The organism is Deinococcus aerius, assembly GCF_002897375.1.
GTDB lineage: Bacteria > Deinococcota > Deinococci > Deinococcales > Deinococcaceae > Deinococcus > Deinococcus aerius.
In genome coordinates this window covers 48,553-75,444 of record NZ_BFAG01000009.1, presented here as the reverse complement: position 1 = coordinate 75,444, position 26,892 = coordinate 48,553, and the positions used below count along the sequence as shown (strand labels likewise).

The 26,892-nt window shown below is 69.2% G+C and carries 29 protein-coding genes; 16 read left to right on the top strand and 13 right to left on the bottom strand.

Going from position 1 to position 26,892, the window contains the following annotated elements:
- Positions 1-28 precede the first annotated feature (28 nt).
- Positions 29-964 (top strand): nucleoside hydrolase, encoded by a 936-nt coding sequence (locus tag DAERI_RS13075; protein WP_201262758.1) that lies wholly within the window; start codon positions 29-31, stop codon positions 962-964.
- 20 nt (positions 965-984) lie between these two features.
- On the opposite strand, the gene DAERI_RS13070 is transcribed toward DAERI_RS13075, so the two are convergent.
- Positions 985-1,743: an SDR family oxidoreductase gene (locus DAERI_RS13070; protein ID WP_103129878.1), complete on the bottom strand. Its 759-nt coding sequence runs from the start codon at positions 1,741-1,743 to the stop codon at positions 985-987.
- Positions 1,744-1,836: 93 nt separating this feature from the next.
- Here DAERI_RS13070 and DAERI_RS13065 point away from each other — a divergent pair, with 93 nt between their 5' ends.
- Positions 1,837-2,238 carry a winged helix-turn-helix transcriptional regulator gene (locus DAERI_RS13065; RefSeq protein WP_103129877.1) on the top strand — a complete coding sequence of 134 codons (402 nt, stop codon included), beginning with the start codon at positions 1,837-1,839 and terminating at the stop codon, positions 2,236-2,238.
- A gap of 10 nt (positions 2,239-2,248) precedes the next feature.
- On the opposite strand, the gene DAERI_RS22045 is transcribed toward DAERI_RS13065, so the two are convergent.
- From DAERI_RS22045 to DAERI_RS13055, 3 genes are all read right to left on the bottom strand, one after another.
- Positions 2,249-2,671 (bottom strand): hypothetical protein, encoded by a 423-nt coding sequence (locus tag DAERI_RS22045; protein WP_133162033.1) that lies wholly within the window; start codon positions 2,669-2,671, stop codon positions 2,249-2,251.
- Positions 2,672-2,729: 58 nt separating this feature from the next.
- Positions 2,730-3,932, bottom strand: coding sequence for an acyl-CoA dehydrogenase family protein (locus DAERI_RS13060; protein WP_103129876.1), 1,203 nt, complete (start codon positions 3,930-3,932; stop codon positions 2,730-2,732).
- Positions 3,933-4,136: 204 nt separating this feature from the next.
- A complete protein-coding gene (locus DAERI_RS13055) occupies positions 4,137-5,810 on the bottom strand; it encodes an acyl-CoA carboxylase subunit beta (protein ID WP_103129875.1) in 1,674 nt (557 codons plus the stop codon).
- A 103-nt stretch (positions 5,811-5,913) separates the two neighbouring features.
- Here DAERI_RS13055 and DAERI_RS13050 point away from each other — a divergent pair, with 103 nt between their 5' ends.
- Both DAERI_RS13050 and DAERI_RS13045 read left to right on the top strand, forming a co-directional pair.
- Positions 5,914-7,254: a cytochrome P450 gene (locus DAERI_RS13050; protein WP_103129874.1), complete on the top strand. Its 1,341-nt coding sequence runs from the start codon at positions 5,914-5,916 to the stop codon at positions 7,252-7,254.
- Positions 7,251-7,706 carry a GNAT family N-acetyltransferase gene (locus tag DAERI_RS13045; protein ID WP_103129873.1) on the top strand — a complete coding sequence of 152 codons (456 nt, stop codon included), beginning with the start codon at positions 7,251-7,253 and terminating at the stop codon, positions 7,704-7,706. The genes DAERI_RS13050 and DAERI_RS13045 overlap by 4 nt, the downstream gene beginning before the upstream one ends.
- Before the next feature lie 57 nt (positions 7,707-7,763).
- Here the strand turns inward: DAERI_RS13045 and DAERI_RS13040 are convergent, their stop codons facing one another.
- The gene (locus DAERI_RS13040) at positions 7,764-8,393 is read right to left on the bottom strand and encodes a CoA transferase subunit B (protein ID WP_103129872.1); all 630 of its coding nucleotides are present in this window, start codon (positions 8,391-8,393) and stop codon (positions 7,764-7,766) included.
- Positions 8,394-8,515: 122 nt separating this feature from the next.
- Positions 8,516-9,250: a CoA transferase subunit A gene (locus tag DAERI_RS13035; RefSeq protein WP_103129871.1), complete on the bottom strand. Its 735-nt coding sequence runs from the start codon at positions 9,248-9,250 to the stop codon at positions 8,516-8,518.
- A gap of 184 nt (positions 9,251-9,434) precedes the next feature.
- On the opposite strand from DAERI_RS13035, the gene DAERI_RS13030 reads away from it, so the two are divergent.
- Positions 9,435-10,502 carry a GDSL-type esterase/lipase family protein gene (locus tag DAERI_RS13030; RefSeq protein WP_103129870.1) on the top strand — a complete coding sequence of 356 codons (1,068 nt, stop codon included), beginning with the start codon at positions 9,435-9,437 and terminating at the stop codon, positions 10,500-10,502.
- Positions 10,503-10,517: 15 nt separating this feature from the next.
- On the opposite strand, the gene DAERI_RS13025 is transcribed toward DAERI_RS13030, so the two are convergent.
- Both DAERI_RS13025 and DAERI_RS13020 read right to left on the bottom strand, forming a co-directional pair.
- Positions 10,518-11,027, bottom strand: coding sequence for an Imm7 family immunity protein (locus DAERI_RS13025; protein WP_103129869.1), 510 nt, complete (start codon positions 11,025-11,027; stop codon positions 10,518-10,520).
- Positions 11,028-11,029: 2 nt separating this feature from the next.
- Complete coding sequence (locus DAERI_RS13020; protein WP_103129868.1) at positions 11,030-11,770, bottom strand: alpha/beta hydrolase family protein; 741 nt, start codon at positions 11,768-11,770, stop codon at positions 11,030-11,032.
- 102 nt (positions 11,771-11,872) lie between these two features.
- On the opposite strand from DAERI_RS13020, the gene DAERI_RS13015 reads away from it, so the two are divergent.
- Entirely contained in the window at positions 11,873-12,391 is a 519-nt protein-coding gene (locus tag DAERI_RS13015; protein ID WP_103129867.1) for a pyridoxamine 5'-phosphate oxidase family protein, read from the top strand.
- 59 nt (positions 12,392-12,450) lie between these two features.
- Here the strand turns inward: DAERI_RS13015 and aspS are convergent, their stop codons facing one another.
- Positions 12,451-13,770: an aspartate--tRNA(Asn) ligase gene (aspS, locus tag DAERI_RS13010; RefSeq protein WP_103129866.1), complete on the bottom strand. Its 1,320-nt coding sequence runs from the start codon at positions 13,768-13,770 to the stop codon at positions 12,451-12,453.
- A gap of 229 nt (positions 13,771-13,999) precedes the next feature.
- Here aspS and DAERI_RS13005 point away from each other — a divergent pair, with 229 nt between their 5' ends.
- The 5 genes from DAERI_RS13005 to DAERI_RS12985 are packed head-to-tail and all read left to right on the top strand — an operon-like array spanning position 14,000 to position 18,314.
- Complete coding sequence (locus DAERI_RS13005; protein WP_103129865.1) at positions 14,000-14,554, top strand: TetR/AcrR family transcriptional regulator; 555 nt, start codon at positions 14,000-14,002, stop codon at positions 14,552-14,554.
- On the top strand, positions 14,539-15,837 hold the full coding sequence (locus DAERI_RS13000) for an MFS transporter (protein WP_103129864.1): 1,299 nt from the start codon (positions 14,539-14,541) through the stop codon (positions 15,835-15,837). The genes DAERI_RS13005 and DAERI_RS13000 overlap by 16 nt, the downstream gene beginning before the upstream one ends.
- On the top strand, positions 15,834-16,871 hold the full coding sequence (locus tag DAERI_RS12995; protein WP_103129863.1) for a 3'(2'),5'-bisphosphate nucleotidase CysQ family protein: 1,038 nt from the start codon (positions 15,834-15,836) through the stop codon (positions 16,869-16,871). The genes DAERI_RS13000 and DAERI_RS12995 overlap by 4 nt, the downstream gene beginning before the upstream one ends.
- A gap of 5 nt (positions 16,872-16,876) precedes the next feature.
- A complete protein-coding gene (locus DAERI_RS12990; RefSeq protein ID WP_103129862.1) occupies positions 16,877-17,443 on the top strand; it encodes a GNAT family N-acetyltransferase in 567 nt (188 codons plus the stop codon).
- Positions 17,424-18,314, top strand: coding sequence for an NAD(P)-dependent oxidoreductase (locus DAERI_RS12985; protein WP_103129861.1), 891 nt, complete (start codon positions 17,424-17,426; stop codon positions 18,312-18,314). Before DAERI_RS12990 ends, DAERI_RS12985 begins: the two co-directional genes overlap by 20 nt.
- A gap of 336 nt (positions 18,315-18,650) precedes the next feature.
- Here DAERI_RS12985 and mnmA read toward each other — a convergent pair whose 3' ends face one another.
- Positions 18,651-19,751, bottom strand: a complete 1,101-nt coding sequence (gene mnmA / locus DAERI_RS12980; protein WP_103129860.1) for a tRNA 2-thiouridine(34) synthase MnmA — start codon at positions 19,749-19,751, stop codon at positions 18,651-18,653.
- 54 nt (positions 19,752-19,805) lie between these two features.
- Positions 19,806-20,966 (bottom strand): S1C family serine protease, encoded by a 1,161-nt coding sequence (locus DAERI_RS12975; RefSeq protein WP_235610377.1) that lies wholly within the window; start codon positions 20,964-20,966, stop codon positions 19,806-19,808.
- A 209-nt stretch (positions 20,967-21,175) separates the two neighbouring features.
- Here DAERI_RS12975 and DAERI_RS12970 point away from each other — a divergent pair, with 209 nt between their 5' ends.
- From DAERI_RS12970 to DAERI_RS12950, 5 genes are all read left to right on the top strand, one after another.
- The gene (locus DAERI_RS12970; protein WP_103129858.1) at positions 21,176-22,009 is read left to right on the top strand and encodes an HD domain-containing phosphohydrolase; all 834 of its coding nucleotides are present in this window, start codon (positions 21,176-21,178) and stop codon (positions 22,007-22,009) included.
- Positions 22,010-22,048: 39 nt separating this feature from the next.
- On the top strand, positions 22,049-23,200 hold the full coding sequence (gene lysA / locus DAERI_RS12965; RefSeq protein ID WP_103129857.1) for a diaminopimelate decarboxylase: 1,152 nt from the start codon (positions 22,049-22,051) through the stop codon (positions 23,198-23,200).
- 44 nt (positions 23,201-23,244) lie between these two features.
- Positions 23,245-23,697: an NUDIX hydrolase gene (locus DAERI_RS12960; RefSeq protein WP_103129856.1), complete on the top strand. Its 453-nt coding sequence runs from the start codon at positions 23,245-23,247 to the stop codon at positions 23,695-23,697.
- Between the two features lie 89 nt (positions 23,698-23,786).
- Positions 23,787-24,395, top strand: a complete 609-nt coding sequence (locus DAERI_RS12955; RefSeq protein WP_103129855.1) for a TetR/AcrR family transcriptional regulator — start codon at positions 23,787-23,789, stop codon at positions 24,393-24,395.
- Positions 24,396-24,611: 216 nt separating this feature from the next.
- Positions 24,612-25,382: a TerC family protein gene (locus DAERI_RS12950; RefSeq protein ID WP_103129854.1), complete on the top strand. Its 771-nt coding sequence runs from the start codon at positions 24,612-24,614 to the stop codon at positions 25,380-25,382.
- A 43-nt stretch (positions 25,383-25,425) separates the two neighbouring features.
- On the opposite strand, the gene DAERI_RS12945 is transcribed toward DAERI_RS12950, so the two are convergent.
- Both DAERI_RS12945 and DAERI_RS12940 read right to left on the bottom strand, forming a co-directional pair.
- Complete coding sequence (locus DAERI_RS12945) at positions 25,426-26,226, bottom strand: endonuclease III domain-containing protein (protein WP_235610376.1); 801 nt, start codon at positions 26,224-26,226, stop codon at positions 25,426-25,428.
- 67 nt (positions 26,227-26,293) lie between these two features.
- A complete protein-coding gene (locus DAERI_RS12940; protein ID WP_103129853.1) occupies positions 26,294-26,866 on the bottom strand; it encodes a hypothetical protein in 573 nt (190 codons plus the stop codon).
- Between the last annotated feature and the right edge of the window lie 26 nt (positions 26,867-26,892).

The window sequence follows — 26,892 nt, the reverse complement described above, 5'->3', positions numbered from 1 at the left end:
TTTATCCAGCCTGACCGGGGGTGAAACAATGGCCCCCATGCCCCTCCAGGTCATCCTCGACGGCGATCCCGGCCACGACGACGCCGTGAATATCCTGCTCGCGCTGGCGAGCCCGGAACTGCGGGTTCTGGGCGTGACGACCGTGTTCGGCAACGTGGGACTGGACCGCACGACCCGCAACGCCCTGGTCGTGCGCGAACTCGCCCGCTCGAACGTGCCCGTCTATCGGGGCGTAGGCCGCCCCCTCGTCGTGCCGCCCATCAGCGCCGAACTCGTGCATGGCGAGAGCGGACTTGACGGTCCCCATCTGCCCACGCCGAGCCGGGGGACAGAGGACGAACACGCCGTCCACTTCCTGATCCGCGCCGTCCGCGAGCATCCGGGCGAGGTGACCCTGGTGCCCACCGGCCCGCTCACGAACGTCGCGCTGGCCCTGCGCCTCGCCCCGGACATCGCGCCCCTGATCCGGCGCATTGTCTGGATGGGCGGCTCCACCGATACGGGCAACTGGACGCCCGCCGCCGAGTTCAACGCCCTGGCCGACCCGCACGCCGCCCACATCGTGTTCACCTCCGGCGTGCCCCTCACCATGATCGGTTTGAACGCCTCGCACCAGGCCATCGCGCACCCGGCGCGGGTGGCCGCCTTCCGGGGACTGGGCACCGAGGTCGGCGAGTTCGTCGCCGTGCTGCTGGAGTTCTTCGCCGAACACCACCGGGAGCGTTACGGCTGGGAGGGCGGCGCCCTGCACGACCCCCTGACGGTGGCCTGGCTGCTGCGCCCGGAGCTGTTCGGGACGCGCCCCATGCACGTCGAGGTGGACCTGACGGAAGGACCGAGTCAGGGGCGAACGGTCGCGGACGTGTGGGGCGTGACGGGCAAGGCCCCCAACGCCGAGGTGATGACGGAGGTGGACGCGGACGGCTTTTTCGCGCTGCTGGTGGAGCAAGTGGGGAAATATTAAAGAGCTTCGTTCTCAGGCCCTCAGTGGGCCGAGCTGGCGTCGTTGAACTGCCGGAAAAAGACCGGGTAATTCCCGCCCGCTTCGGCGAAGCGCAGCGGCCTGACCCGCTCCACCAGAATCTCGGTCGCGTCGGGAGAGGTATCGAGAATGGACACCACCTCGTCGATAAAGTCCCCCAGGGGCATGGCGCCCGGACCACTCGCCTGCCCCGGCCCCATCAATTCCGTCTGCACGTACGGCGGGATCAGTTCGATCACCTGCACGGACGTGTCCCTGAGCTGATACCGCAGCGACTGCGTGTAGGAGTGGATGGCAGCCTTCGTCGCGCTGTAGGTCGGGGTCGTCGCCAGCGGCAGAAACGCGAGGCCGGACGAGACGGTGATGATCGCCGCGTTCGGCTGGGCCAGCAGGTGAGGCAGCAGCGCCGCGGTCAGGCGAATAGGTCCCAGCAGGTTCGTCGCCACCGTCGCCTCGGCGTCGTCCAGGGCGCCGTCCTGAACGGCCTCGGGACGCATGATCCCCGCGTTGTGGATGACCACGTTCAGGGCCGGGAATTCCATCCTGAGCTGTTCCGCGAAGTGGCGAATGGCTTCCGCATCTTCGATGTCCAGTACCGCCGACCTCATGCCGGAGTTGGCCGTCACGACCTCGTCGAGCATCTGCTGGCGGCGACCCGCGATGATAACCTGATTACCGCGGGCATGAAATGCCTCCGCGAGCGCGCGGCCGATACCGGAGCCCCCGCCAGTGATCAGAATGGTGCTGCCTGTCATTTGCATGGTGCTCCTCCTGAGTGCCAGGGTAAGCTCCTTACTTACTAAAGGGAAGTAGGCACCCGAAAGTGCCATACTAACCCCAAGGAGAGTTAGGATATGATCAGCACACCGAAGGCGCAGAACATCCCGCCCGAACATGCGGACCCCGAACTGGACGCCCTCGTCCGGGAGATCATCGGGAGGGTGGCCGACAAGTGGACGATGCTCATCCTGGAAACGCTGGAGGAGCACGGGCGACTGCGTTTCACGCGACTGGGGCAACTCGTCGGGGACATCAGCCAGAAGATGCTGACCAAGACGGTGCGCCAGATGGAGGCGGACGGGTTGGTCGTCCGCACCGTCTATCCGGTCATCCCGCCCCGGGTGGACTACGAACTCACCGACATGGGCCGGAGCCTGAGCGCCGCCTTCTGCGGAGTCTGGGACTGGGCCGAGCAGCACCGAGAGGCGATCATGGAGGCGCGGCGGGTGTTCGAGGGGCGCGGGGAAATGGGATGACGATCTCAGTTCAAGGCTGCACTGACATGGCGATGTTCCATAACCTGTCACCCTGAATGGCAATCAGGGCACCAGAAGGCGCCTCCCATAACCGGCTCTCCTCAGTCTCCTGCACAAGCCGTAGCTCAATACCTTGCGTCTCGCACCAACCAAGAATGTTGTCTTTTATAATGTCGAACCCACACCAGTTAACCAGGTCCGAGGGTTGATAAAAACCACTTGCTGTTAGCTCCAGACTGTTCAATACACCGTCGCGCAAGTACAGCACCAGGTTCTCACGCTGGAGCGTAAACAGTCCTTTTCCAACACGCCCAGCATAAAAAGGGACACGAAACCGATCCAGCAGGTGTTCAAAGCGATCATCAGGGCGCAGCGGCAACTTTTCCCTATCTGTGAGCAGCGTTCGGAGGGAAATAGTCTTGAGGCGCGGCACCCATTGAGAATGACACCCGCGCCCCGAGAACGCATCCACTGGATGCTGTATTTGCTCCTTATTCCGCGAATCGCTTCATCACGTCGCGGCTGATCACCAGGCGCTGCACCTCGTCGGTGCCCTCGCCGATGCGGGTCAGGCGGTTGTCGCGCCAGAACCGCTCGACGGGGTATTCCTTGATATAGCCGTAGCCGCCGAGCATCTGGATCGCCTCGTCGCAGGCGTGGACGCCCACGGTGGTGGCGAACAGCTTGGCGCGGGCGACGGCCACCGTGAAGTTCTGCCCCGCATCCTTGAGGTCGGCGGCCTTGCGGATGAGGAGCCGGGCGGCCTCAAGCTGCGTGTCCATGTCGGCCAGGCGGAAGGCGATGTCCTGGTTGTGGGCGATGGGCTTGCCGAACTGCTCGCGCTCCAGGGTGTACTTCGTCGCGTACTCGAAGGCGGCGCGGCCCAGCCCCAGGCCCATCGCGGCGATGCCCACGCGGCCCCCGTCGAGTACCCGCATCACGTCCTTGAAGGCGTTCCCCCGCTCGCCCAGCAGCGCGTCCGCGGGGAGGTGGATGTCCTCGAAGATCAGTTGCGCGGTGTCGCTGCTCCGCAGGCCGAGCTTGTCCTCCTTGCGGCCGATGGAGAAGCCCGTCACCTCGTCGCGGTTGAAGACAAAGGCGCTGATGCCGTCGTTCTTGCCCTTGCCGGGGCGCGGTGGATCGGTGCGGGCGAGGATGACGTAGGTGCCCCCCACGCTGCCCTGGGTGATGAAGTTCTTGGAGCCGTTGAGAATCCACGACCCGTTCGGCTGCTCCACCGCCCGCGTCTGGAGCCCGCCGCTGTCGGAGCCGCTGCCCGGCTCGGTCAGGCCCCACGCCCCGAGCTTCTTGGCCGAGGCGAGGTCGGGGAGGAACTTGCGCTTCTGCTCCTCGGTCCCGCCGATCAGGATGTGCCCCTGGCACAGCGAGTTGTGCGAAGCGACGGTGAGGCAGAGGCTGCCGTCCACCGCCGCGATTTCCTCAATGATCATGGCGAAGGTGGCGGTATCCAGCCCCGCCCCGCCGTACTCCTCGGGCGTCTGGGCGCCCATGATGCCCATCTCGCCGAGTTCGCGGACGATCTCGAAGGGGAACTCGCCCGTCTGGTCGCGTTCGGCGGCGCCCGGCTCCACCCGGTTCTTCAGGAAGCTCCTCAGGGCTCCGATGATCGCGCGCTGGTCGTCGTTCATGGGCGAGACGTTGGGGCTGGTGGGGCGGTCGAGGGTGCTGGTCATGTGAAGCCTCCAGGAAAAGGGGGATTGAGGGCTTGTTTCGCCTCCCCTTTGAGGGGGGAGGCCGGGACTGGTACAGCTCCGCAGGAGAGGGGGTGAACCGTCACGCCCTCCGGCGCGGCTGGAATGGGTGGCAGGGCATCTTGGAGCAATTTGGGGTGGTCACACGCCCCCCACCCCGGCTGTCCGAAGAGGGAGTAGAGCCACCTACACTTGGAATACGCCCACGCGGAACTCCTCCTGCTCGGGGTTCTGGGCACAGGCCTCCAGGGCGCGGATCAGGCGGTCGCGGGTGTCGTTCGGGGCGATGATCTCATCCACCCAGAGGCGGGCGGCGGCGTAGCGGGGGTCGAGTTCGGCGTCGTACTTGGCCTTGACCTCCTCGTACAGGCGGGCGAGTTCCTCGTCGTCGGGCGGGTGGCCCTGGCGCTTCAGGGCGGCCACCTGAATGTCGAGCAGCGTCTTGGCCGCCGCGTTGCCACTCATCACGGCGTACTTGGCACTGGGCCAGGCGAAGAGGAAGCGCGGCGCGTAAGCCTTGCCGTTCATCGCGTAGTTCCCCGCCCCGAAGGAGCCGCCCGTGATGATGGTGATCTTGGGAACGACGGAGTTGGACACCGCGTTCACCAGCTTCGCGCCCCGGCGGATGATGCCCTCCTGCTCGGAGTCGCGGCCCACCATAAAGCCGGTCACGTCGGAGAGGAACACCAGCGGCACGCCCGCCTGGTTCGCGTCGAGGATGAACCGGGCGGCCTTGTCGGCGGAGTCGCCGTAGATCACGCCGCCGACCTCGATGCGGGTGCGCAGGCCGGGCTCGCCGCCCGACTTGAGCTTCTTCTTGATGACCGTGCGCTGGTTCGCCACGAAGCCCACTGGGTAGCCGCCCACCCGCCCGAAGCCGCACACCAGCGTCTCGCCGTACTCGGCCTTGAACTCGTGGAACTCGCCGCCGTCGGTCAGGGAGGTGATGAGGTCGCGCACGTCGTAGGTCTTGGCGCCGTCGAAGCTGACGAGTTCGGTAAGGTCATGGCTCTCCGGCTCGCGCACCTCTGCCCGACGTTTCGCCCAGGGCGCCACCTCGCCCGGCGCGTAGAGGTCGGCGAGCGCGCGAATCCGCTTTAGCGCCGCCTCGTCGTCGGGCTCGCGGTAGTCCACCGTCCCGGCGATCCCGGCGTGCATGGCCGCTCCGCCCAGTTCCTCGGAGTCCACGACCTGCCCGATGGCGGCCTTCACGAGGGCGGGACCCGCGAGGTACAGCCCCGAACCCTCGGTCATGATGAGCGTGTCACACATGACGGGCAGGTACGCGCCGCCCGCCACGCAGTTGCCCATGATGGCGGCGATCTGGGGAATCCCCCTCGCGCTCATGCGGGCGTTGAGGTAAAACACCCGCCCGAAGTCGTCCTGGTCGGGGAAAATCTCGTCCTGCATGGGGAGGTACACACCCGCCGAGTCCACGAGGTACACGACGGGCAGCCTGTTTTCGAGCGCGATGGTCTGCGCGCGGATCACCTTTTTGGCGGTGATCGGGAAGAACGCCCCCGCCTTCACCGTCGCGTCGTTGGCGATGATCATCCAGGGACGGCCCTGAATCTGCCCGATCCCGGTGACCGTGCCGCCGCTGGGGCAGCCGCCCACGTCCTCGTACATGCCGTACCCGGCGAAGGTCATCAGCTCGTCGAACGCGCTGCCCGGATCGATCAGCCGGTTAATGCGCTCGCGGGCCGTCAGGCGGTTTTTCTCGTGCTGGCGCTGCTGGGCCTTGGGACCCCCGCCCGCCCGCACGCGGGCCTGGTCGGTGGCGAGACGCGCGAGGGCGTCCGCCCAGGCGTCCTGGGTCGGGGAAGACGGTGCCGCGGCGCGGGTGTCAGGCTGGGTCATCTGTGATTTCAGTCTAACAAACGCTCGTTAGGGGTGCGAGGGGATGGAGAGGGTCCGTCCGGTTGGCTGCGCCAGATCCCACCTCCCACGTGATAATGCCCGCATGACCCAGAGTTCAGGCTGGCCGGACGGCCCCCGCGGACACCCCCTGCTCGGCCACCTGCCCGAGTTGCGGCGCGACGCCCTCGGCTTCCTGCGGCACACCCGCGCCGCGTATGGGGACGTGTTTCCCATCCGCTTCGGCCCGCGCGAGGTGCTGGCGGTGGCGGAACCCGCCGCCGCCCGCGAAGTGCTTGTGACCAAGGCCGCCAGCTTCCGCAAGGGGCGCGGCATTCAGAAGATGGAGCCCTTTCTCGGCACCGGCCTCCTGACCTCCGAGGGCGAGGTCTGGCGCAGGCACCGCCGCCTGATGCAGCCCGCCTTTCACCGCGCGGCGCTGGAGGGCATGGCCGGGGACATCGTGCGGGCGACCGAGCCGCTGCTGGGGTGGCTGGGGGAGGCGGCGCGGTCCGGGGAGCCGGTCAACGTGGCCTCCGAGATGCTGCACGTCACCCTGCGGGCGGTCGCGGCGGTGCTGTTCGGCACGGCGCTGGCCGAGGACGACCTGCGGGTGGTCGAGCGCGAGTTGCCGCCCCTGCTGGAGAGCACGACGAACCGGGTTCGGTCGCTGGTGGACTGGGACCTGCCGACGCCCGCACGGTTTAGGGAAAAGGCGGCGGAACGGGCACTCGACGGCATCGTGAACCGGATCATCCGCGAGCGCCGCGCGGCGGGCGGGGAGGGGCGCGACCTGCTGGGGATGCTGCTCGCCGCCCGCGACGAGGAGGGCGGGGGCGGCCTGACCGACGCCGAGCTGCGCGACGAGGTGATGACCCTCTTCCTGGCGGGGCACGAGACGACGGCCACGCTCCTGACCTTCCTGTTCCTGAGCCTGTCGCGCCACCCGGAGGCGCGGGAGCGGGCACAGGCGGAGGTCCGGGAGGTGCTGGGGGACCGCACGCCCACCGCCGCCGACACGCGGCACCTCCCGTACCTGAACGCCTGCATCCAGGAGACGCTGCGCCTGTACCCGCCCGCCTGGCTGGTGCCCCGGCAGGCGACCCGGCCCGTGACGGTCGCGGGCGTGCCCCTGGCCGAGGGGGCGAACGTCAGCGTGAACATCTTCCTGCTGCAACGGAGCGCCCGGTACTGGCCGCAGCCGGACGCCTTTATGCCCGAGCGGTGGCTGGGGCAGGGGCGCACGCCGGACGCCTTCATGCCTTTCGGGGCGGGGGCCAGGATGTGCATTGGCAACCACCTGGCCCTGTTGGAGGCGGCCCTGATCGCCGGGCTGGTGCTGCGGGAGTACACGCTGGAGGTGCCGGACGGGGGCCCGACCGGACTCATCGCGGGGGTGACCCTCAAACCGGACGGGCCGGTGCGGGCACAGGTTCGCCGGGCATGACCCTCACCCTGCGGCCCGCGCGGGAGGACGAGGCGGACGCCCTCAGCCGCCTCGCCCTGGCTTCCAAGGCACACAGGGGCTACGACGCGGCCTTTCTCGCGGCGTGCCGGGATGCGCTGCGGGTGACCGCCGGGGACATCGCCCGCTTCCCCCATGTCGTGGCGGAGCGGGAAGGGACCGTGGTGGGCTTTTCCAGCCTGTGCCCAGGGCCGGAGGGGTGGCACCTCGACAAGCTGTTCGTCTCCCCCACCTGCACCCGGCAGGGCGTCGGCGTGCGGCTCTGGCAGCACACGCTGGCCGAGGCCCGGGCGGCGGACGCTCCCTTCCTGCTGATCGTCAGCGACCTGCACGCCGAGGGCTTCTACCGGGCGATGGGCGCCGAGCGGGTCGGGGAGACGCCTTCTGAAGCCTCCCCGGACCGCCGGCTGCCCCTCATGCGGTACGGGCTCTGAGGGGAGACCAACAGGGCCGGACGCCCTGGAGAACGCCCGGCCCGGGAGGCTTTGTCCCTACGCCTGAACCTCCGCCCCCGTCTTCGCCCGGAGTTCGTCGAGCGTGACGCCGGGCGCGAGTTCGACCAGCTTCAGGCCGTCCGGCGTCACATCCAGCACGCCCAGATCGGTGATGATGCGGTTCACCACGCCCTTGCCCGTCAGCGGCAGGGTGCATTCGTGGAGGATCTTGTGCGCGTCCCCCTTCGCCACATGCTCCATCAGCACGACGACGCGCTGTACGCCCGCCACGAGGTCCATCGCGCCGCCCATGCCCTTGACCATCTTGCCGGGGATCATCCAGTTGGCGAGGTCGCCCTTCTCGGAGACCTGCATGGCCCCCAGGATGGCGAGGTTCACGTGCCCGCCCCGGATCATGGCGAAGCTTTCGGCGCTGGAGAAGAAGCTCGCCCCGGGTAAGGCCGTGACGGTCTGCTTGCCCGCGTTAATCAGATCGGGGTCCACCTCGTCCTCGGTGGGAAAGGGGCCGATGCCCAGCAGGCCGTTTTCCGATTGCAGCCAGACACTCACCCCCTCGGGGATGTGGTTGGCGACCAGGGTGGGGAGGCCGATCCCCAGGTTCACGTAGTAGCCGTCCCGCAACTCCTGCGCGGCGCGGCGGGCCATCTCGTCTCGGGTCCAGGGCATCACAACCTCCAGAGACGCGAAGTCTCCTGCAAGAAAACCGAACCGCGCAGCGTCCAGAGCCGCCTCTGGACGCGCAGTAGGCGCGGGTAAGGGCCGCCCCTGAGGTTCAGGCCAGCCATGGCTTAGACTTCCTCCCCGGCGGCGGACGAGGCCGGGGCCTCCACCTTCCGCACGGTGCGCTGCTCGATGCGCTTCTCGGGGTGCGGGTTGAGGACCACCCGCTGCACGTAGATGCCCGGCGTGTCGATCCCATCCGGGTCGAGTTCGCCGATCTCCACGATCTCCTCCACCTCGGCGACGGTGACCCGGCCACAGGTGGCGGCGAGCGGGTTGAAGTTCTGCGCGGTCTTGCGGTACACGAGGTTCCCCGCGCGGTCGGCCTTCCACGCCTTGACGAGGGCCAGGTCAGCCCGGATGCCGCGCTCCAGGATGTACGTCTCGCCGTCGAACTCCTTGTGTTCCTTGCCCTGGGCGACGAGGGTGCCCACGCCCGTTTTCGTGTAGAAGCCGGGAATCCCCGCGCCGCCCGCCCGCATCCGCTCGGCCAGGGTACCCTGCGGGGTGAATTCCAGCTCCAGTTCGCCCGCGAGGTACTGGCGCTCGAACTCCTTGTTCTCGCCGACGTAGGAGGAGATCATCTTGCGAATCTGGCGGGTCTGGAGGAGCAGCCCCAGGCCCCAGCCGTCCACGCCCGCGTTGTTGCTGACGGCGGTGAGGTCCCTCACGCCGCTGTCCCTCAACGCCAGGATGAGCTGTTCGGGAATGCCGCACAGGCCAAACCCCCCCACGGCGACGGTCTGTCCGTCCCGCACCACGTCTCGTAGCGCCTCGGCGGCACTTGGATACTCCTTGTTCATGTCGGCTCTACTGTAGCGGCCCTCCGTCACAACTGTTGAACAGGTGCGGGGGGACGAGTGCCGGAGTCGGCCCACCCCCATTCTCACTTAGCGAGCAAACACACATTTCTGGGCCTGGAAACCGGTGTGAACTCGGGGGAAAGACTCGCCGCACCTCCGTCCCCTCGCCCCGGAAGGTGGTCCCATGAAGCGAATCCTGCCCCTCGCCCTGCTGCTGCTCGGTGCCTGCGCCCCCATGCGGACGGCCCACACCCCTCGCCCGGACGCCACGCCGTTTACCCGCTATGTCGCGCTGGGGGACAGCATCACCGCCGGGTTCCAGTCGGGCGGGCTCACGGCCGAGTCGCAGCGGGCCGCCTACCCGCACCTCCTGGGCGAGCGGGCGGGGCTGGACGTGCCCATGCCGGAGGTGCAGGACCCCGGCTGCCCGCCCCCGGTGAACGTGAAGGGGGAGAAGAACTGCGCGCTGCGCCAGCCGGGGATCGTGTCGCCCGTGGTGGCCGTGCCCGGCGCGAAGGTCAGCGACGTGCTGAACAGCACGGATACCCAGGTCACCGACCCCGACCCGCAACTGTACGACGCCGACCTGTACCGGGCGATCCTGGGGCCGGGCACCACCCAGCTTCAGGCGGCGCTGGCCCGCAAGCCCCTCTTCGCCACCGTCTGGATCGGCAACAACGACGTGCTGCTGCCCACCCTGCGCGGGAGGCCCGACCAGGCCACGCCGCTGGAGAGCTTCCGCGCCGACTACACGACCCTGGTGGATCGCCTGCTCGCCGGGGGCGTCCAGCACCTCGTCGTCATGACGGTGCCGGACGTGACGCGGGTGCCCGCGCTGATCCCGGTGCGCCAGCTCCGCCTGGCCGGGCTGGTGGACGACAGTTGCCGGGGCCAGGATGCCTATTTCGGCAGCGTGATCGCGGCCCGGGCGAGCAAGGAGTCTCCCCTCTCCTGCAACGCCCCCGAGGCCCTCACCGCCGCCGAGTACCGGCAGGCCCAGAGCATCGTGGAGGGCTACAACGCGGCGATCCGCGAGATTGCCGCCGCCCGTGGTGTGCCCGTCTTCGACGTGACCCGCGTGCTGGACATGCTGCCGGGGCGGCCCCTGATCCCCACGGCGGCCTCCCCCTTCGGCCGGTCCTTCAGCCTCGACGGGGTGCATCCGAGCAGCTTCGCGCACCAGCGGTTCGCCCGGGAACTCGCCGTATTTATGAACCAGCAGTTCGGCACGGACCTGGACACGCGGCCTTGAAAGGGCTGGGACCATTCATCTTTCTTCCGACCCAGATGCCTCCTCATTATCAACATCTTTCCTTAAAGCCTGAGAGTATGTCCTGAATCTCTGGTCCCAAAAGGTCGCCTCGGCGCTCCCCACTTCTGCTGGTTCCCCGTCCTCGTCCTCAATCGTGGGAACGACGGGTGATAAGAACGGATCGGGATGATCCACGAGGCGACCCGGGGCCAGGACTCTAACTTTAAAATCGTTGGAGTCCTCCATGTTACGCCAGTACATCACCCCGTAGGAGCCTGGCGCTTCCGCTGCCACGAAGGCGAGGAGGTCGTCCAGCTCGGGGCCGATTACGCCCCTGCGATTCTTGTTGCCGTGGACGAACAGGAAAAACGTTCCATTCATCCCCCGAACTTCTGCGGAAACGGAGCCGTCCCAGCCAAGCCGCTCAATCTGCTCTTTCAAACGGACGACGATGCCCAAGATCTTTAAATCGTCGCTCTCATACGTCGAGTCCAATAGCGCGAACCATCCGTGAAATTCAAACATCCCTATCCCCCCAACAAAAATCGCGCCGTTTCGCGGTACAGCATCTCGACCGCCTCCAGGGAGTCGAAGGTGTGGTTGGCGCCGGGGATGGCGATGGCGTCGCAGCCGAGGGCCTGGGCGTAGCGGACGCCGTGGGCGGGGGGCACGACCGGGTCGGCGTCGCCGTGGAAGACGCGGGCCACCCCGCCCCAGCGAGCGGCGGCCTCCAGCGGCTTCATCCTCGGCATCTCCAGCAGGAACTCGCGGCCCAGGGGCCAGCCGCCGTGGTCGAGGATGACGGGCGGCGCGAAGCCCCCGCGGAGGTAGGAGAGCCACAGCTCCGGCAGGGCGGGCGCCCACAGGGCGAGGCGGTGGGGCCGCACCCGCTCGGCGGCGAGGGCCGCGACGAGGCCGCCCATCGAGAAGCCCAGCAGCATCACCCGCTCGGGGTCGAGCAGGGGCAGGCCGCGCACGTAGTCGAAGGCGGCCTCCACGTCCTCGACCTCGCGCAGGGCGGTCATCTCGTTGAACTCGCCCTCCGACTCGCCGCTGCCCCGGAAGTCGAAACGCAGGGAGGCCACCCCACGCGCGGCCAGGTAACGCGAGAGCAGGGGAAAGAGGCGGTGGGGCTCAATGCGGTTGCCGGTAAAGCCGTGCAGCATGACGACGGAGGGCCAGCCCCGCGCGGGCCGCTCGCCCTCGGGGACATGCACCATGCCGTAGACCCGCTGGCCGCCGACCTTGAACTGGGCGAACTGTTCCATGCGGGTGATGATGGCAGAGGCGAGAGCATGGGCGGCGAAGGCCTAACCTCCGCTCAAAATCCCTCCCGAACAGCGCGACTACACTGCCCCCAAGGAGGCGACATGACCGAGCCGCAACACGTCGATGATCCCCAGGAGGCCGCCCGCCTGCTCGCCGAGAAGATCAGGGGCGTCCGCTTCGCCACGTTCACGACCGTCTCGGCCGACGGCAGCCTGCACGGGCGCCCGATGGCGACCCAGGAGGCCGAGTTCAACGGCGAGCTGTGGTTTTTCACCTACCGGGACAGCCACAAGGTGGGGGATATCCGGCTGAACCCGCAGGTCAACCTGGGCTACAACAACCCGGACAAGAACCTGTGGGTCAACGTCACCGGCATCGCCGAGCAGGTGGACGACCGCGCGAGGATGCGGGAGTTGTGGGAGCCGCCCCTCAAGGCCTTCTTCCCCGACGGGGTGGACGATCCCAACCTGACGCTGCTGAGGGTCACGCCCCAGCGGGCCGAATACTGGGACGGCCCGTCCAGTGGCATCGGCAAGGTCGTCGCCTTTGCCAAGACGCTCGCCAGCGGGGGCAAGACGCCGCCCGGCAAGGACGTGAAGCTGGACCTGGAAGGGCAATAGGGGCAGCAGAAGGCGGAGGGCCCGCGCGGTGAGCTTTCCGCCTTCTGCCTTGGCCTGCCTCAGGGCGTCAGCCGGTGCCGGTCCCGTGGAAACGCCCGGGCATAGCGCACGTTCGCAATCCCCAGCAGCCTTGCCGTCAGCCGCTCGGCCCCGATGGCGAAGCCGCCGTGGGGGGGCATGCCGTACTTGAAGACCTCGGTGTAGCCCGCCAGCGACTCGGGGTTGAGCTTGTAGGCGGCGATGGAGTCCATCAGCATCGCGTACTCGTGGATGCGCTGGCCGCCCGAGGTGATCTCGATGCCCCGGAAGAGCAGGTCGAAGCCGCGCGTAATTTCGGGGTTGAGGGTGCCGTCCGGGTGGTGGTCGGCGTGGGTGTAGAAGGGCCGGGCGGCGCGGGGATACTTCGTCACGAACACGAAGTCGGTGCCCTGGGTCTCCGCGTAGTGCTGGCTCAGCAGGCGCTCGGCCTCCGGGTCGAGGTCCTTGCCGCCGACCGCGTGGCCGTACTTCTCGGTCACGAGTTGCCGCGCCTCCATCAGCGTGATGCGGGGGATGCGGGCGGGCACGTCGGGGATGGTGGCCCCGAGCAGGGCGAACTCGGCCTGCGCCCGCTCGCCCAGCCGGGTCATGATCGCCGCCAGCACCCGGGTTTCCAGGTCCATCACGTCCTCTTCCGACTCGATGAAGCCCATCTCCACGTCGAGGCTGAGGTATTCGTTGAGGTGGCGGGAGGTGGCGTGTTCCTCCGCACGGTAGACGGGCGCGACCTCGAACACGCGCTCGAAGACGCCGACCATGATCTGCTTGTAGAGCTGCGGGCTCTGCGCCAGGTACGCCGGGTGTCCGAAATAGTCGATGGGAAAGAGGTTCGCGCCGCCCTCCGCCCCCGCCGACACGATCTTGGGCGTGCTGATCTCGGTAAAGCCCTCGGAAATGAGGTGGTCACGGAAGGCCGCGACGAGTTCGGCCTGGACCTTCAGCGCCGCCCGTTCCTTGAGGCCGCGGACGGTCACCACCCGGTAGTCGAGCATCGTCTCCGGGTTGACGTTCCACTCCATCTTGGGAATCTCGACGGGCGGGGGCTCGACGGCGGCGCTCAGCACGCGCAGGCTCTCGACCTGCACCTCATAGCCGCCGGGCGCCTTGGGGTGGGCCTTGACCCTGCCCACGACCTCGATGCTGCTCTCGGGGAGGGGGAGGTCCAGGCCGCTGCCGACGCACTGGGCAACGCCGCTCACGTCGCGCAGAACCAAAAATTGCACGCCCCCCAGGTCGCGGCGGGCGTGCAGGAATCCCTGGAGTCTGACGGTCTGCCCCTCGAACCGGGGCAACTCCCGGGTGAGGGTGCGCTGGAGGTGGACGGCGGGTTGGGTGGTCACGTTGGGCTCCTTTGTATGGGAAAACCCCCGACTCCTGGGCGAGGTCGGGGGCGCGGTGTGCGGCGAGGCGTCCCCTAGCGGGGATCGTCATTCACGTTGTTCGCGTGCGCCGCAGTCATGCCGGGAAGTGTAGCGGGGGCACGCTGAGCGGGTCAATGCCGGGGGCTAGGCAGGAGGAAAAGGATGTTGCCTTACCCCTAACCGACCGTCTGGACGGTACGCTGATGACATGACTCGGACCCGTAATCCTGAACTGACCCGGATGGCGTTGCTGGAGGCCGCGGAGAGGGTGCTTCAGAAGCAGGGGGCTGCCCTCTCGCTCGACGCCGTGGCGCGCGAGGCGGGGGTGAGTAAAGGCGGGCTGCTGCACCACTACCCCTCCCGGGAGGCGCTGCTCTCGGCCCTGGCGCTGGCCCTGGTGGACCGCTTCCGGGAGCGGGTGGCCGCGGCCCACGCGCGGGAGGTGGCGGCGCACGGGGAGAAGCCGGGCGCGTGGCTGCGCGCGTACATCGAGGTGAGCTTTACACCGGAGGCGGGGGAGGAGGCGCTGTGCGTCGCCCTCGCCCCACTTGCCGGGCACCCGGACCTCATCGCCGGGTTGCGGGAGGCGCAGGCCTTCGTCGTGTCGGGGGCGGAGGACGACGGACTCCCCGCCGGGCGCGCCCACGCCATTCGTCTCGCCTGTGACGGATTCTGGCTGGGGCCGCTGACGGGGATGCCGGACCTGAGCCCGGGGGCACGAGCCCTGCTGCGGGAGGAGTTGCTGACATGGACGCGGATGTAGCGGTGCTCTCCCCCGCCCCAACCCGCCACCCCGATCCCGGCCCCGGCTGGCAGCGGCGCTTCTGGTCCATCTTCGTGGGGCAGGCGCTCTCGCTGACGGGCTCGGCCCTGACCCAGTTCGTGCTGCTGTGGTGGATCACCGACACGACGGGGAGTGCGGGCGCGCTGGCGACGGCAGGAATGGCGGCGCTGCTCCCGCAGGCGCTCCTGGGCCCGCTTGGGGGCACTTTCGCCGACCGCTACAGCCGCCGCCTGTTGATGATCGGGGCAGATACCGTGAGCGCCCTGTGCATGCTCGTCCTGATCTTCCTGTTCGCCACCGGGCGGGTCGAACTCTGGCACGTCTACACGATGATGTTCATTCGGAGTTCCATGCAGGCGTTTCAGGCCCCGGCGGCGGCGGGGAGCACGGCGATGCTCGTTCCGGCGGACTTTCTACCCCGGGCGGCGGGTCTGAACCAGAGCCTCCAGGGCATCATGACGGTGGCCGCCGCGCCGCTGGGGGCCCTCGCCCTGGGCGTGATGCCGCTCGGCGCGGCGCTGAGCATCGATGTCGTGACTGCGCTGCTGGGCATTCTGCCGCTGCTGCTCTTCCGCATCCCGCAAGTTCGGGTGCCGCGTGAGCAACAGGCGGGCGTCTGGGCCGAGTTCCGCGAGGGCGCCTTGCTGGTGTGGAACCACCCCGGCCTGCGCCACCTCTACACCGTCCTCGCCGTGGTCGTCCTGACCATCCTGCCCACCTTTTCCCTGACGCCGCTGCTCGTCAAGACGCATTTTGGCGGCGGTCCCGGGCAGGTCGCGCTGATGGAGGGGCTGTCGGGCGCGGGCATGATTGCGGGGGGGCTGGCGGTCACCGTATTTGCCCCCCGGCGGCGGGTGATGACAGTCCTTGTCGCCTTCGCGCTGTCCTGTTTCGCCGTGGCGCTGACGGCCCTCGCGCCGGGCAAGGCCTTCTGGCTCGCTGTCGTGTGGTGGGTCGTGAGCGGCGTGACCTTCAGCTTCGGCAACGCGCCCATGACCGCCGTGCTTCAGACGGTCATTCCGAACCAGCTTCAGGGCCGGGCGCTGTCGCTGCTCTCCACGGTGATGGGGCTGGCCGGACCCGTCGGGCTGGCGCTCGCGGGGCCGCTGGGTGAGCTGATCGGCGTGCGGGGCCTCTTCATGGTGGCGGGCGTGCTGTCGGCGCTGGCGAGCCTGGCGGGGTTCCTCTCGCCCGCGCTGCTGCGGCTGGACGAGGCGCCCGGCGTGACACGCGGCGGGGCGCGGGTATCCTCGGAGGCATGACGCTGGAGACCGAACGGAACGCGGCCACCCGGCTCGCGCTGGAGGCGGGCGAGTTGCTCAGAACGCACCTGGAACGTGGGCTGACCGTCGAACACAAGACCTCGGCAGATGATCCCGTCACCGCCGCCGACCGCGAGGCTTCGGAGTTGATCCTGGCCGGGCTGAGGGCCGCCTTTCCGGGGGATGGATTTTTGAGCGAGGAGGCCGCCGACACCTCCGCGCGGCTGGGCCAGGAGCGCGTGTGGATCGTGGACCCCATCGACGGGACCAAGGAGTTCACCTCGGGCAGCCCCGACTACACCGTGTCTATCGGCCTGGCGGTGGATGGAGCGCCGTTGCTCGGCGTCGTCTATGCTCCCGCAACGGACGAGCTGTTCGTGGGCGCAGTCGGCGAGGGGGTCACGAAGAACGGCATACCTGCGGGCTTCAGCGACCGGACGGAATACGTGGTCAGCGTGTCGGACACGGAGTTCAAGCGGGAACTGCACCAGCACGACCTCCCCGGCATGGTGCCCAGCGGCTCCATCGCCCTCAAGCTCGCGCGGATCGCGGCGGGCGAGGCCGACGTGACCTTCACCATGAGCCCGCGCTCGGAGTGGGACATCGCGGCGGGGCACGCGCTCGTGCGGGCGGCGGGGGGCGACGTGCGGCGGCGGGACGGGCAGCCCATCCGCTACAATGTCGCGCGGCCCCACATCGAGCAGGGCGTCATCGGGGGTCGGCTGGAGGCGATGGAATGGCTGGAGGGCGAGCTGCGGGCGCGGAACCTCCCCACGGCGCACCTGGGCCTAACGAGTGCCGATCCCGCCTGGGCCGTCCTCTCCCCCGAAGAACAGGTCACTCTCGACCGTCACCCCGGCGTCTTTGTGCGCCACGCCGGGGGCCGGGCGCTCGCGTTGCTGGTGGTCGGGCCGGGCGGCAACGTGGAGCGGGCGGAAGGGGACGCCTTTCACCTCGAACGCCTGACGCGCGACGTGACGCGGGCGCTGGGTCCGTTGGACCGCCAGCCCATGCGGGCCGGGGGGCTAGACTGACGCGCATGGCGGCGGAAGGCATGCCTCTCCAGTGGGGCCGCGTCACCCTCAAACCCGTCCCGGAGTTCACGCCGGAGGAGTGGCGCACCCTCTACCGCTTCTTCCGCGACCGCGAGCTGGCCGACTGGAACGACGCCAAGCCCATCCGGCTCCCCGAGTGGCTCTTTCGCCGGGTGATGCTGGAGGAGGAGGGTTCGGGCGAGCGCGCGGGCTTCGGGGTGCTGAACGAGCGCGGCGAGCTGATCGGCAGCACCGAGCTGTACGACCTGCGCCCGCCCCCGCCGCTGAGGCCCACCCTGGGCACCCTGGGCGTGATGATCGGCGTGCGCTCGCTGTGGGGCCAGGGCTACGGCCGCGAGGCGGTGATGGCACTGCTCGCCTGGGCCTTCACCGGGCGCGAGGCGCCGCTCTCACGGGTGCGCCTGACCACCTTCGGGCACAACCGCCGCGCCCAGCGGGCCTTTCTGGCGTGCGGTTTCCGCGAGGTGGGGCGCTCCGAGGGGCCGGGCCGCACCGACGTTCACATGGAGATCACGAGGGGAGAGTGGGAGAGTGCGCGTGCTGGTGCCTGACCGGGAGGAGTTCCGAACGTTGGCGGTGGAGGGGGTGGACCTCGCCTTCTACAGCCCTGAGCATGTGCCGGGGGGCGGCGCGGACGGCGTGGTTCTGTGGCTGGCACCCGCAAAGCTGCGGGATGAGCTGCTGGCCCTCCCCGGCCTGAAATGGGTCCTGACCCTGACGGCGGGGATCGAGCATGTGGCGAATGCCCTGCCCCCCGGCGTCACCCTCTACAACGCCCACCGGCTGCACGACCGCACCGTGGCCGTCCACACCCTCGCCGGAATGCTCGCCGCCGAACGCGGCCTGCACCGCTTCCGAGACGCCCAGCGGGGGGGCCGCTGGCTGCGGACGATGGACCTCGGCACCCTGGACGGGGCGCGGGTGGCAATCTGGGGCTACGGGCACATCGGGAAAATTCTGGAGGAGCTGCTGGGGCCATTTGGAGCGCACGTGACGGGCATTCGCTCGCGCACCCCGGAGGCCGAGCGGGACGCCGCCCTGGCTGGCGCGGATTGGGTCGTCCTGCTCCTCCCCAGTACCCCGGAGACGAGGGGCATCGTGAATGCGGACGCGCTCGCCCGCCTGAAGCCCGGCGCGTGGATTTCCAATCAGGGGCGTGGCAACCTGATCGACACGGAGGCCCTGCTCGCCGCGCTCGACTCCGGGCATCTCGGCGGTGCGCTGCTCGACGTGACGGACCCCGAGCCGCTTCCCGAGGGGCACCCGCTCTGGAGCCGCGAAAACGTCCTCATCACGCCGCACATCGCCAGCACGACCCGTGACCTGATCGCCCGGGGAGCTGAATACACCCAGGCGTTTTTAGAGGCGATGGCAGCGGGAAGGGAACCTGAGGGGCGGGTGGAGGCGGGCCAGAAGTATTGAGGGGACCCGGATCTTCTTCCGTAGTCCTTCTCTGGCCAGGATTCAACGGTTCGTGTTCTCCAACTGTTGAGCCGCTTTCTCAGCCTTCAACTGCGCGCGTTTCTCGGAGGGAAAGGTCAAGTAAGCGAGACTGGCGACGAGAACGTAAGCTCCTGCCGCGTACACGGCCCTGCGTCCAGCACCAGGACGCTTGAGGAGTGCTTGAACACCGTAGATAACTAGGAGAAGAAGGGAAAGGACGGCGAGAGCGCTGCAAATAAAATTGATTGTGCCCACAACGGTCAAGTATAGAACGTGAGAACACGACGGCGGCGTGCTGTAAAGCCGTCACTCGATCTAGGCCTCGGCCAAGACAGGCAGTTCCCGCGCGTGGTCCGCAATCAGTCCCCCGCCCAACAGCCGCGTCCCGGCGTACAACACCGCGCTCTGACCCGGCGCGACGGCGAACTGCGGCTCCTCGAACCTCAGCTCGAAGCCCTGCTCGTCGGCGTGAATAACGGTGGCCCGCACCGGCTTCGTTCGGTAGCGCACCTGCACCTCGACCTCGCGCGGCAGCTCGGCGAGGTCGAGGAGGTAGTTCGCCCCCTCGGCCTTCAGCCCAGCCCACAGGCAGTCCTCGTAGTCGCCGACCCAGACGGTATTCGTCCCCGGGTCGAGGTGGACGACGTGGCGGACGCGGTGCGTCTGGTACAGGCCCAGGCCCTTTTTCTGGCCCAGCGTGTAGAACTGGGTGCCCAGGTGCTCGCCGACGACCTCGCCCGTCCGAATCTCGCGGATAAAGCCCTGGGACTGCGGCAGATGCTCGGCCACGTAGTCCTGCACCTTGCCGGGCACGAAGCAGATGTTCTGGCTTTCCGGCTTGCGGGCAGTCAGCAGGCCCTTCTCGGCGGCGATCTCGCGCACCCGGGGCTTCTCCATCTCGCCCACCGGGAAGAGGATGTAGGGCAGCGCGTCCCTGGGCGTCCCCCACAGGAAGTAGGTCTGGTCCTTGCGGGGGTCGTCGCCCCGGTGGAACTCGACCGACCCATCCTCCCGCTCCACCCGCTTGACGTAGTGCCCGGTCGCCACGTAGCGGCAGCCCAGCATCCGCGCCTTTTTCACGAGTTCGTCGAACTTGACCTTGGTGTTGCAGTTCACGCAGGGATTGGGCGTGCGGCCCCGGGCGTACTCGTCCAGAAACGGGCCGACGATGTGGCGCTGGAACTGCTCGCGGTAGTCCAGCAGGTAGAAGGGCACCCCGACCTGCTCGGCCACCCGGCGGGCCTCGTAGGCGGCGTCGGGCGAGCAGCAGGTGTCGAAGGTGTCCACGCGCTTGCCGTCGGGCCAGAAGCGCATCATCGCGCCGATGACCGTGTAGCCCGCGTCTTTCAGCAGTGCCGCCGTGACGCTGGAATCCACCCCGCCCGACATTGCGCACAGCACCCGTTCGCCACTCATACCGCCCGGGAGCTTAGCAGGCGGGGGCCGGGCAGACCGTGAGGGGAAGGAGACTCAGCGGGTGCCGGGCGGGGGCGTGCCGGGCGCGAGGGTGACGGGCAGGGTGAGGGTCTTGCCCGCCCGGTTGATCTTGAGGGTCACGCGCTCCCCGGCCTTCCGGCCGAAGAGGTACTCGCGGAGGTCCGCCGACGTTTCGACCGCCTGACCGTTGACCGCCGTGATCACGTCGCCGCCGAAATAGACCGGCCCGATGGGGGTCGTGACCTGCGCCGTGCCGCCCTTGACGCCCGCCCGCGCGGCGGGGCCGCCCGCCTCCACCCGGGAGACCAGGGCGCCCGTGCGGGGCAACTTGTACTGCTGGCGCACCTGCTCGGTCAGGTCGGTGAGTTCAAAGGGGGCGAGCGTGACCCCGATCACCGGACCCACAATCGTTTTTCCGGCCTGGAGCTGCGGCAGCAGCCGCTTGGCGACGTTGATGGGGATGGCAAACCCGACGCCCGCGTTCTGGCCGATCCCGGTCGCGGCGCCGCTGGGCGAGAAGATCAGCGTGTTGATCCCGATCACCCGCCCCGCCGAGTCGAGCAGCGGCCCCCCGCTGTTGCCAGGGTTGATCGCCGCGTCGGTCTGGATGGCGTTCTGGGGGATCTGCCGGACACCGGTGGGAATGGTGCGCTCCAGGGCGGACACGATGCCGGTGGTCGCGCTGAATTGCAGGCCGAAGGGCGCCCCCAGCGCGATGGTCGTCTGCCCCACCTTCAGCGTGTCGCTGTTGCCCAGCGGCAGCGGGCGGATCAGCCCCGCGGGCACCCCCTGCACCCGGATGAGCGCGAGGTCGTAGTCGGGGGCGGTCCCCACGACCCGGGCCGTGAAGTCCTGCTTGCTGTCGCGCAGGTTCACGGTGAGGCGGGTGGCCCCCTCGACCACGTGGTAGTTCGTGAGGGCGTAACCCTGCGCGTTCACGAAAAAGCCGCTGCCGCTGTCCTGCTCGCCCTGCGCCCCGGGGTCGGCGAAGATGGGGCTGGAAAAGGTGCCCTGGGCGGTGCTGGGCATCGTCGCGGTGATGTACAGCACGCTGCCCAGCGTCCGGTTGATGACGTTGACGGTGGCCTGTTCGGCCGCCGGGAGGGTGGAGGCGGGAGCTGCCGCAGTGGACTGCGCGGCGGCGAGGGGCGAGGTGAGGGACAGCAGCACGGTCAGGATCAACGCTCTGGGCACGCATGAACCTCCTGGTGCCCACTCCGGGCACTGGGCGCATTCTTGGGTGGGGTAGGCCCCCGGACTGTAAAGGAAATTAAACTGCCCTTGGGAAAGCTGTGATGGGGCCGCACAAACCGGTCAAGCTCCGGGAAAACGGCGGGGCCAGCTTCCCAGCCGCCCGCTACTGCTGAGCTTGAGACGAACGCTCAAGCTCGACACAATAACCCATGACCTCCGCCGGACCCTCGCTGCATCTCCTGCGTGACCTCCAGGCGTCGCGCCCCTACCTGCGCCTGCTGAAGGCGATGCCGGTGATGCTGTGGACCGCCGACGACGCCGGGGTCTGGCACCACGTCAACCGGCGCTGGGCGGAGTACACGGGCCTGACGGACGGCCTGGGGGGCTTCGGCTTCGAGGCGGCCCTGCACCCGGACGACGTGGCCCCCACCGTGGCGCGCTGGCGGCAGTCCATCGAGAGCGGCGAGCCCTACGCCATCGAGTACCGGATTCGGGGGCGCGGCGGCGAGTACCGCTGGTTCCTGATCCGGGGCGTGCGGGTCGTGGACGAGGCGGGGCAGGGGATCGCCTGGGTGGGCACCTGCACCGACATCGAGGCCCAGAAGCGGGCCGAGCAGGAGGCGCTGGCGGCGCGCGAGGCCGCCCTGCGGGCCCTGGGGCTGGCGCTGGAGGCCCGCGACCGCGAGACCCAGGGCCACACCGACCGGGTGACGGCGGAGGCGACCCGTCTGGGGCGGGCGCTGGGGCTGGGCCCCGAGGGGCTGGGCGAGCTGGGCTTCGTGCCGCCCGCCGCGCTCGAACTCGTGCGCCACCACCACGAACGCTGGGACGGCGGCGGCTACCCCGACGGCCTGGCGGGCGAGAACATCCCCCTGCTGGCGCGGCTCTTCGCCGTGGTAGACGTATATGACGCCCTGCTCAGCGAGCGCCCCTACAAGCGGGCCTGGACCCGCGAGGAGGCGCTGGCGGAGCTGCGCGCCCAGGCGGGGCACCAACTCGACCCCCGGGTGGTCGCGGCGTTCCTGGGGCTGCTGGGGGGCTAGGCCGCCCCTCCGGTCCCCCGGGCCTCTACACTGTCCCGCGTGATTCCGCGCGCCCAGCTCCTCGCCGCCGCCGACCGCTTCGGCACGCCCCTCTACGTCTATGATGCCGCCGAGTTGGACGCGGCGCTGGAGAGGGTGCGCGCCGCGTTCGGGGACGCCCGGGTCTTCTACGCCATGAAGGCGAACCCCAACCTGACGCTGCTGCGGCGGATGCAGGCGGCGGGCGTGGGCTTCGAATGCGTGAGCGCCGGGGAAATCGCGCGGGCCGAGCAGGTGGGGGCGGGCGGCGACGGGGTGCTCGTGAATGGTCCCGCCAAGTCGGTGGAGGAATACGCGGCGGGGGCACGGCTGGGCGCGACCTTCATCGTGGACCGGGCGGAGGAGGTGGGGCTGTTGCCGCCCGGCTCGCGGGCGCTCGTGCGGGTGAACCCGGCCCTCAGCGTCAGCACGCACGACCACCTCGCCACGGGGGCGGCGGGGAGCAAGTTCGGGGTTACGCCGGGGCAGGTGCCGGGGGTGCTGGCGGCGTTGGGGAAGGCTGGGCACGACGCCCGCGGCCTGCACGTCCACATCGGGAGCGCAATTCGGAATGCGGCGGACTTCAGCGCGGCCTTCGCGCGGCTGGCCGAGCTTCACGGGCAGACGGGCGACCTGGAGGTGCTCGACGTGGGCGGCGGCTGGGGGGTGGACGCCGACCTCCCCGGCATCGCCCGGGAGGCGCGGGCGGCGGCCTCCGTCTTCGGGGCGGCGCTGTGGGTCGAGCCGGGGCGGTATCTGGTCGCGCGGGCGGGGACGCTGCTCACCCGGGCGGTCGGCACCAAGCGCACGGGCCGGAACTTCCTGCTCACCGACGCGGGCATGACCGAGTTGCTGCGGCCCATGCTGTACGGCGCCCAGCACCCCGTCACGGCATTGTGGGACGGCGAGGCGCGGGAGGTCTGGGACGTGGCCGGGCCCGCCTGCGAGAGTGGCGACCTCCTCGCGCGGGACGTGGCGCTGCCCGAGCCCGCCCCCGGCGCCCTCCTGGCCGTCGGGGAGGCCGGGGCTTACGGCGCGAGCATGAGCAGCACGTACCTCACCCGCCCCCGCCCCGCCGAGGCGCTGTGGGACGGGCAGGAGTGGACGCTGATTCGCCGCCGCGAGACGCCACAGGACGTGTGGGCGGCGGAGGTGGAAGTGGTGGGTTCGTGATTCCGGTTCGTTCCGTTCGCAGAACCTGTTAGCTTCCGTACCGTATGGGACGCGCCCCCTTTCAAGTGCTGGTCCTTCCGTTCCGCCTGCTGAGCCGGGGCCAAGTCGAGTTCGCCCTTCTTCGGCGAAGGGACGCGGGGTACTGGCAGGGCGTCGCCGGAGGGGGCGAGGATGATGAAACCCCCGAACAGACCGCGCGACGGGAGGCTACTGAGGAGGCAGGAATCTCGCCTTCCTGTCCTCTCGTCGCGCTGCAAGCGGTGGCCTCCATCCCAGCGGTCATCTTTCCGGCACACCTCCACTGGCCGAAGGACCTGCTGGTGGTCCCCGAGTACGCGTTTGGCGTGGACGCCACGGGTCAGGAACTCGTGTTGTCGGGCGAGCATGACGCCATCCGGTGGTGTGCCGAATCTCAAGCGCGTCAACTCGTCAAATGGGACAGCAACCGAACAGCGCTGTGGGAACTGGCAAGGCGTATCGAATCAGGGCGAGTTTGAGCGCCCGACCAGGGCACACCACAGGCCGATGGACAACCAGACCCTCCCTCCCCCGGGACGTTCGCCCCTCCCCGGGCTATCATGCCGCTGTGACTGTTCCGCCCTCCCTGCCCGTCTCTCCCACGCCCGACACGACCCGCGCCCGCATCCTGACCGAGGCGGCGCGGCTCTTCGTGGCGAGTGGCTATCACGGGGTCTCCATGCGCGAGGTGGCGGCGGCGGTAGGCGTGACCAAACCGGCGCTATACCACCACTACGAGGACAAGGAGGCCCTCTTCCTGGCGATGCTGGAGGGCACGCTGGCGGGGCTCGCGCGGCTGGTCTCGCACGCGCAGGCGCAGAGCGGGGTGCGGGCACAACTGGAGACGCTGGTGGGCGACCTGCTGGCGAGCGCCCCCGAGCAGCGGCTGGGCCTGCAACTGGCGGGCGAATTGCGCCACGTCTCGCCCGAGCGCCGCGCCGCCTTCGAGAACGAGTACCGGCAGGTCTGGATGGGTGGGCTGACCCGGTTGATTGAGAGCGCGGCGGCGCGGGGCGAGTTGCGCGGCGACCTCTCCCCGGCGGTGCTGACGCGGGCGCTGCTGGCCCTGCTCTACCCCTTGGTGATGGGGGCGCCGCCCGCCGATCCCCAGGGCACGGCGCGGGCGCTGCTGAGCGTGTACCTGGACGGCGCGACCGCCCGGCAAACGCGGCCGTAACACTCGGTCCTCACCGGGCCGAACATGAAGGCCCTTCATCTGCCATTTAGGATTCGTGCACAACTTCTCCCGGACGATGGGAGGTGACGTGCCGGAAGCGGCATGTCGCGGGGTGACCCGCTGGCTCCTTCCCTGCCGCTTCCGGCAGCCCGCAACGGCGTGGAACGCGCGAGTCGCCGCGTTTCGCCCCCCCTTCCCTGTTCTCTGGAGTCCCCTGTGATCGAAACCCTGTTCGGCTGGGTCACCCAGCCTGAAGCCTGGCTCGCCTTCGGCACGCTGCTGCTGCTGGAAGTCGTGCTGGGCATTGACAACGTCATCTTCATCAGCATCCTGGCGGGCAAGCTGCCGCCCGACCAGCAGCAGCGCGCCCGGACCCTGGGGCTGCTCGCCGCCATGCTGATGCGGCTCGCCCTGCTCTTCTCGATTACCTGGATCTACCGGCTGCAAAACGACCTGTTCGAGGTGTTCGGCAAGGGCTTTTCGGGCCGCGACCTGATCCTGATCCTCGGCGGCCTCTTCCTGCTGTACAAGGCCGTCAAGGAGATGCACGAACAACTGGAGGGGCCGGGCGCCCACGAGACGAGCGTGGTGCGGCAGGGCGCGGCGAACTTCGCGGCGATCATCGGGCAGATCATGCTGCTGGACATCGTGTTCAGCCTGGACTCGGTGATCACGGCGGTCGGTATGGCCGACGACATCGGCGTGATGGTGGCCGCCGTGGTCGTGACCGTCGCCATCATGCTCGTCGCGGCGCGGCCCATCGGGGACTTCGTGCAGGCGCACCCGACGGTGAAGATGCTGGCGCTCGCGTTCCTGCTGCTGATCGGCGTGAACCTGATCGCCGACGGCTTCGGCTTCAAGATCCCCAAGGGCTACACCTACTTCGCCATGGGCTTTGCCATCATGGTCGAGCTGCTCAACCTGCGCGCCCGCCGGGGCAAGCCGGTCCACCTGCACGAGACGCAGCGCCATCCCGACGTGAGCTGAGCGAAGGGGGAAAGGGGGGCCGGGCCTGCGAGTGTCCGGCCCCTCAACGTGTGTCCGGCCCGTCCTCCAGAAAAATGCCCGCCGAGGGGCAGAGGTCGCGCAGCACGCAGACCTCGCAGCGGGGGCGCCGGGCGAGGCAGGTCTGGCGCCCGTGCCGGATGGCCGAGACGTGGAAGGTGTAGCGGGTGGCCCAGTCGCGCGCCAGCACCTCGTCGAACCAGCGCTCGGCCTTGAGGACGTTCCAGCGGGCGGGAATCAGGTCGAGCCGCCCGGCGACGCGGTGAATGTTGTTCTCGACGGGGATCGCCGGGCGGGCCAGGTCGAACAGCAGGAGGAGACTGGCCGTTTTCATTCCCACGCCGGGCAGCGACTCCAGCAGGGCGCGGGCCTCGGCGTCGTTCATGTTCCGCAGGAGGCGCAGGCTGAGGGGACCGCCCTCCTCCCCGGAGGGTTGCACCTCCTCTAATCGGTGCAGCACGTTCCAGATGTAATCGGCCTTGATCCGTGCCAGGCCGCCCCCCGCCGCGCGCAGCACCGCCTCCACCCCGTCGGGACCGTCGGCGAGCGCCGCCTCCCACATGGGATAAGTAGCCTTGAGCGCCGCGAACTGCCGCCGGGTCAGGGCCGAGGTGTTCTGCTGGGCGAGGATCGTCTCCACGAGGTCGTCGAGCGGCTCGGGGCTGACGCGGGGCGCGGGTGGGGAGGGCAGGTACGTCTCCGCGAGGCGCCGCAGGAGTTCCGGCAGGTGGGCGGGTGGCGGGGCCTCCTGCGCGGGGGTGGGCCGGGGCACGCGCCCGCTCGGCGTCGGGCGAACGGGGGCTTCGGCGGACGGGACGCGCGGCACGGCGCCAGGCTAGCGGGCGGGGCGCCCGGCGACTGTGCCCGCCTGCTTGTGCCCGCCTGCTTGTGGCTCAGCGCTGCGCCCGGAGCTTGGTCACGTTCCCCGCCCCGTCCGTGACCGCGATGTCCGCGTACACCCCGCTCGTCTCGGCATAGAAGTCCACCTGGGCACCCGGGGTGATGTTGAGACGCTTGCCGTCCACGCTGATCTCGGTGACCCGGGTGTTGTCGGTGGCCACGCCCGTCACGCGGACGACGCCCCGCTCCCGCTCGAAGCGCGTCACCTTGACGGTGGGCGGCGTGCTGTCCACGGCGATGGGCAGGACGAGCGTGCCGCGGTTGCCCGCCGCGTCGCGCGCCGCGATGGTGTACTCGCCGCGCCCCCCCGCGAGTTGCGTCTGGAACTGGAAATAGGCGATCTTGCGGCTTCCGGCCTGGATAGGGATGGACCGGCCGTTCACCGTGAGCCCCGTGACCCCCTGATCGTCGAGCGCGTACCCCTTGACAGTGAAAGAACGCGCCCGGCTCACCCCGCCCCCGTCGGGACTCGTGATCACGATGCGCGGCTTGAAGGTGTCCGCCGTGCGGGTGCAGCCGCCCAGCAGGGGCGCGAGCAGGAGGAGGGCGAGCGGGGCACGGCGCATGGGGGGAGTATAGAGGGATGAGGTTC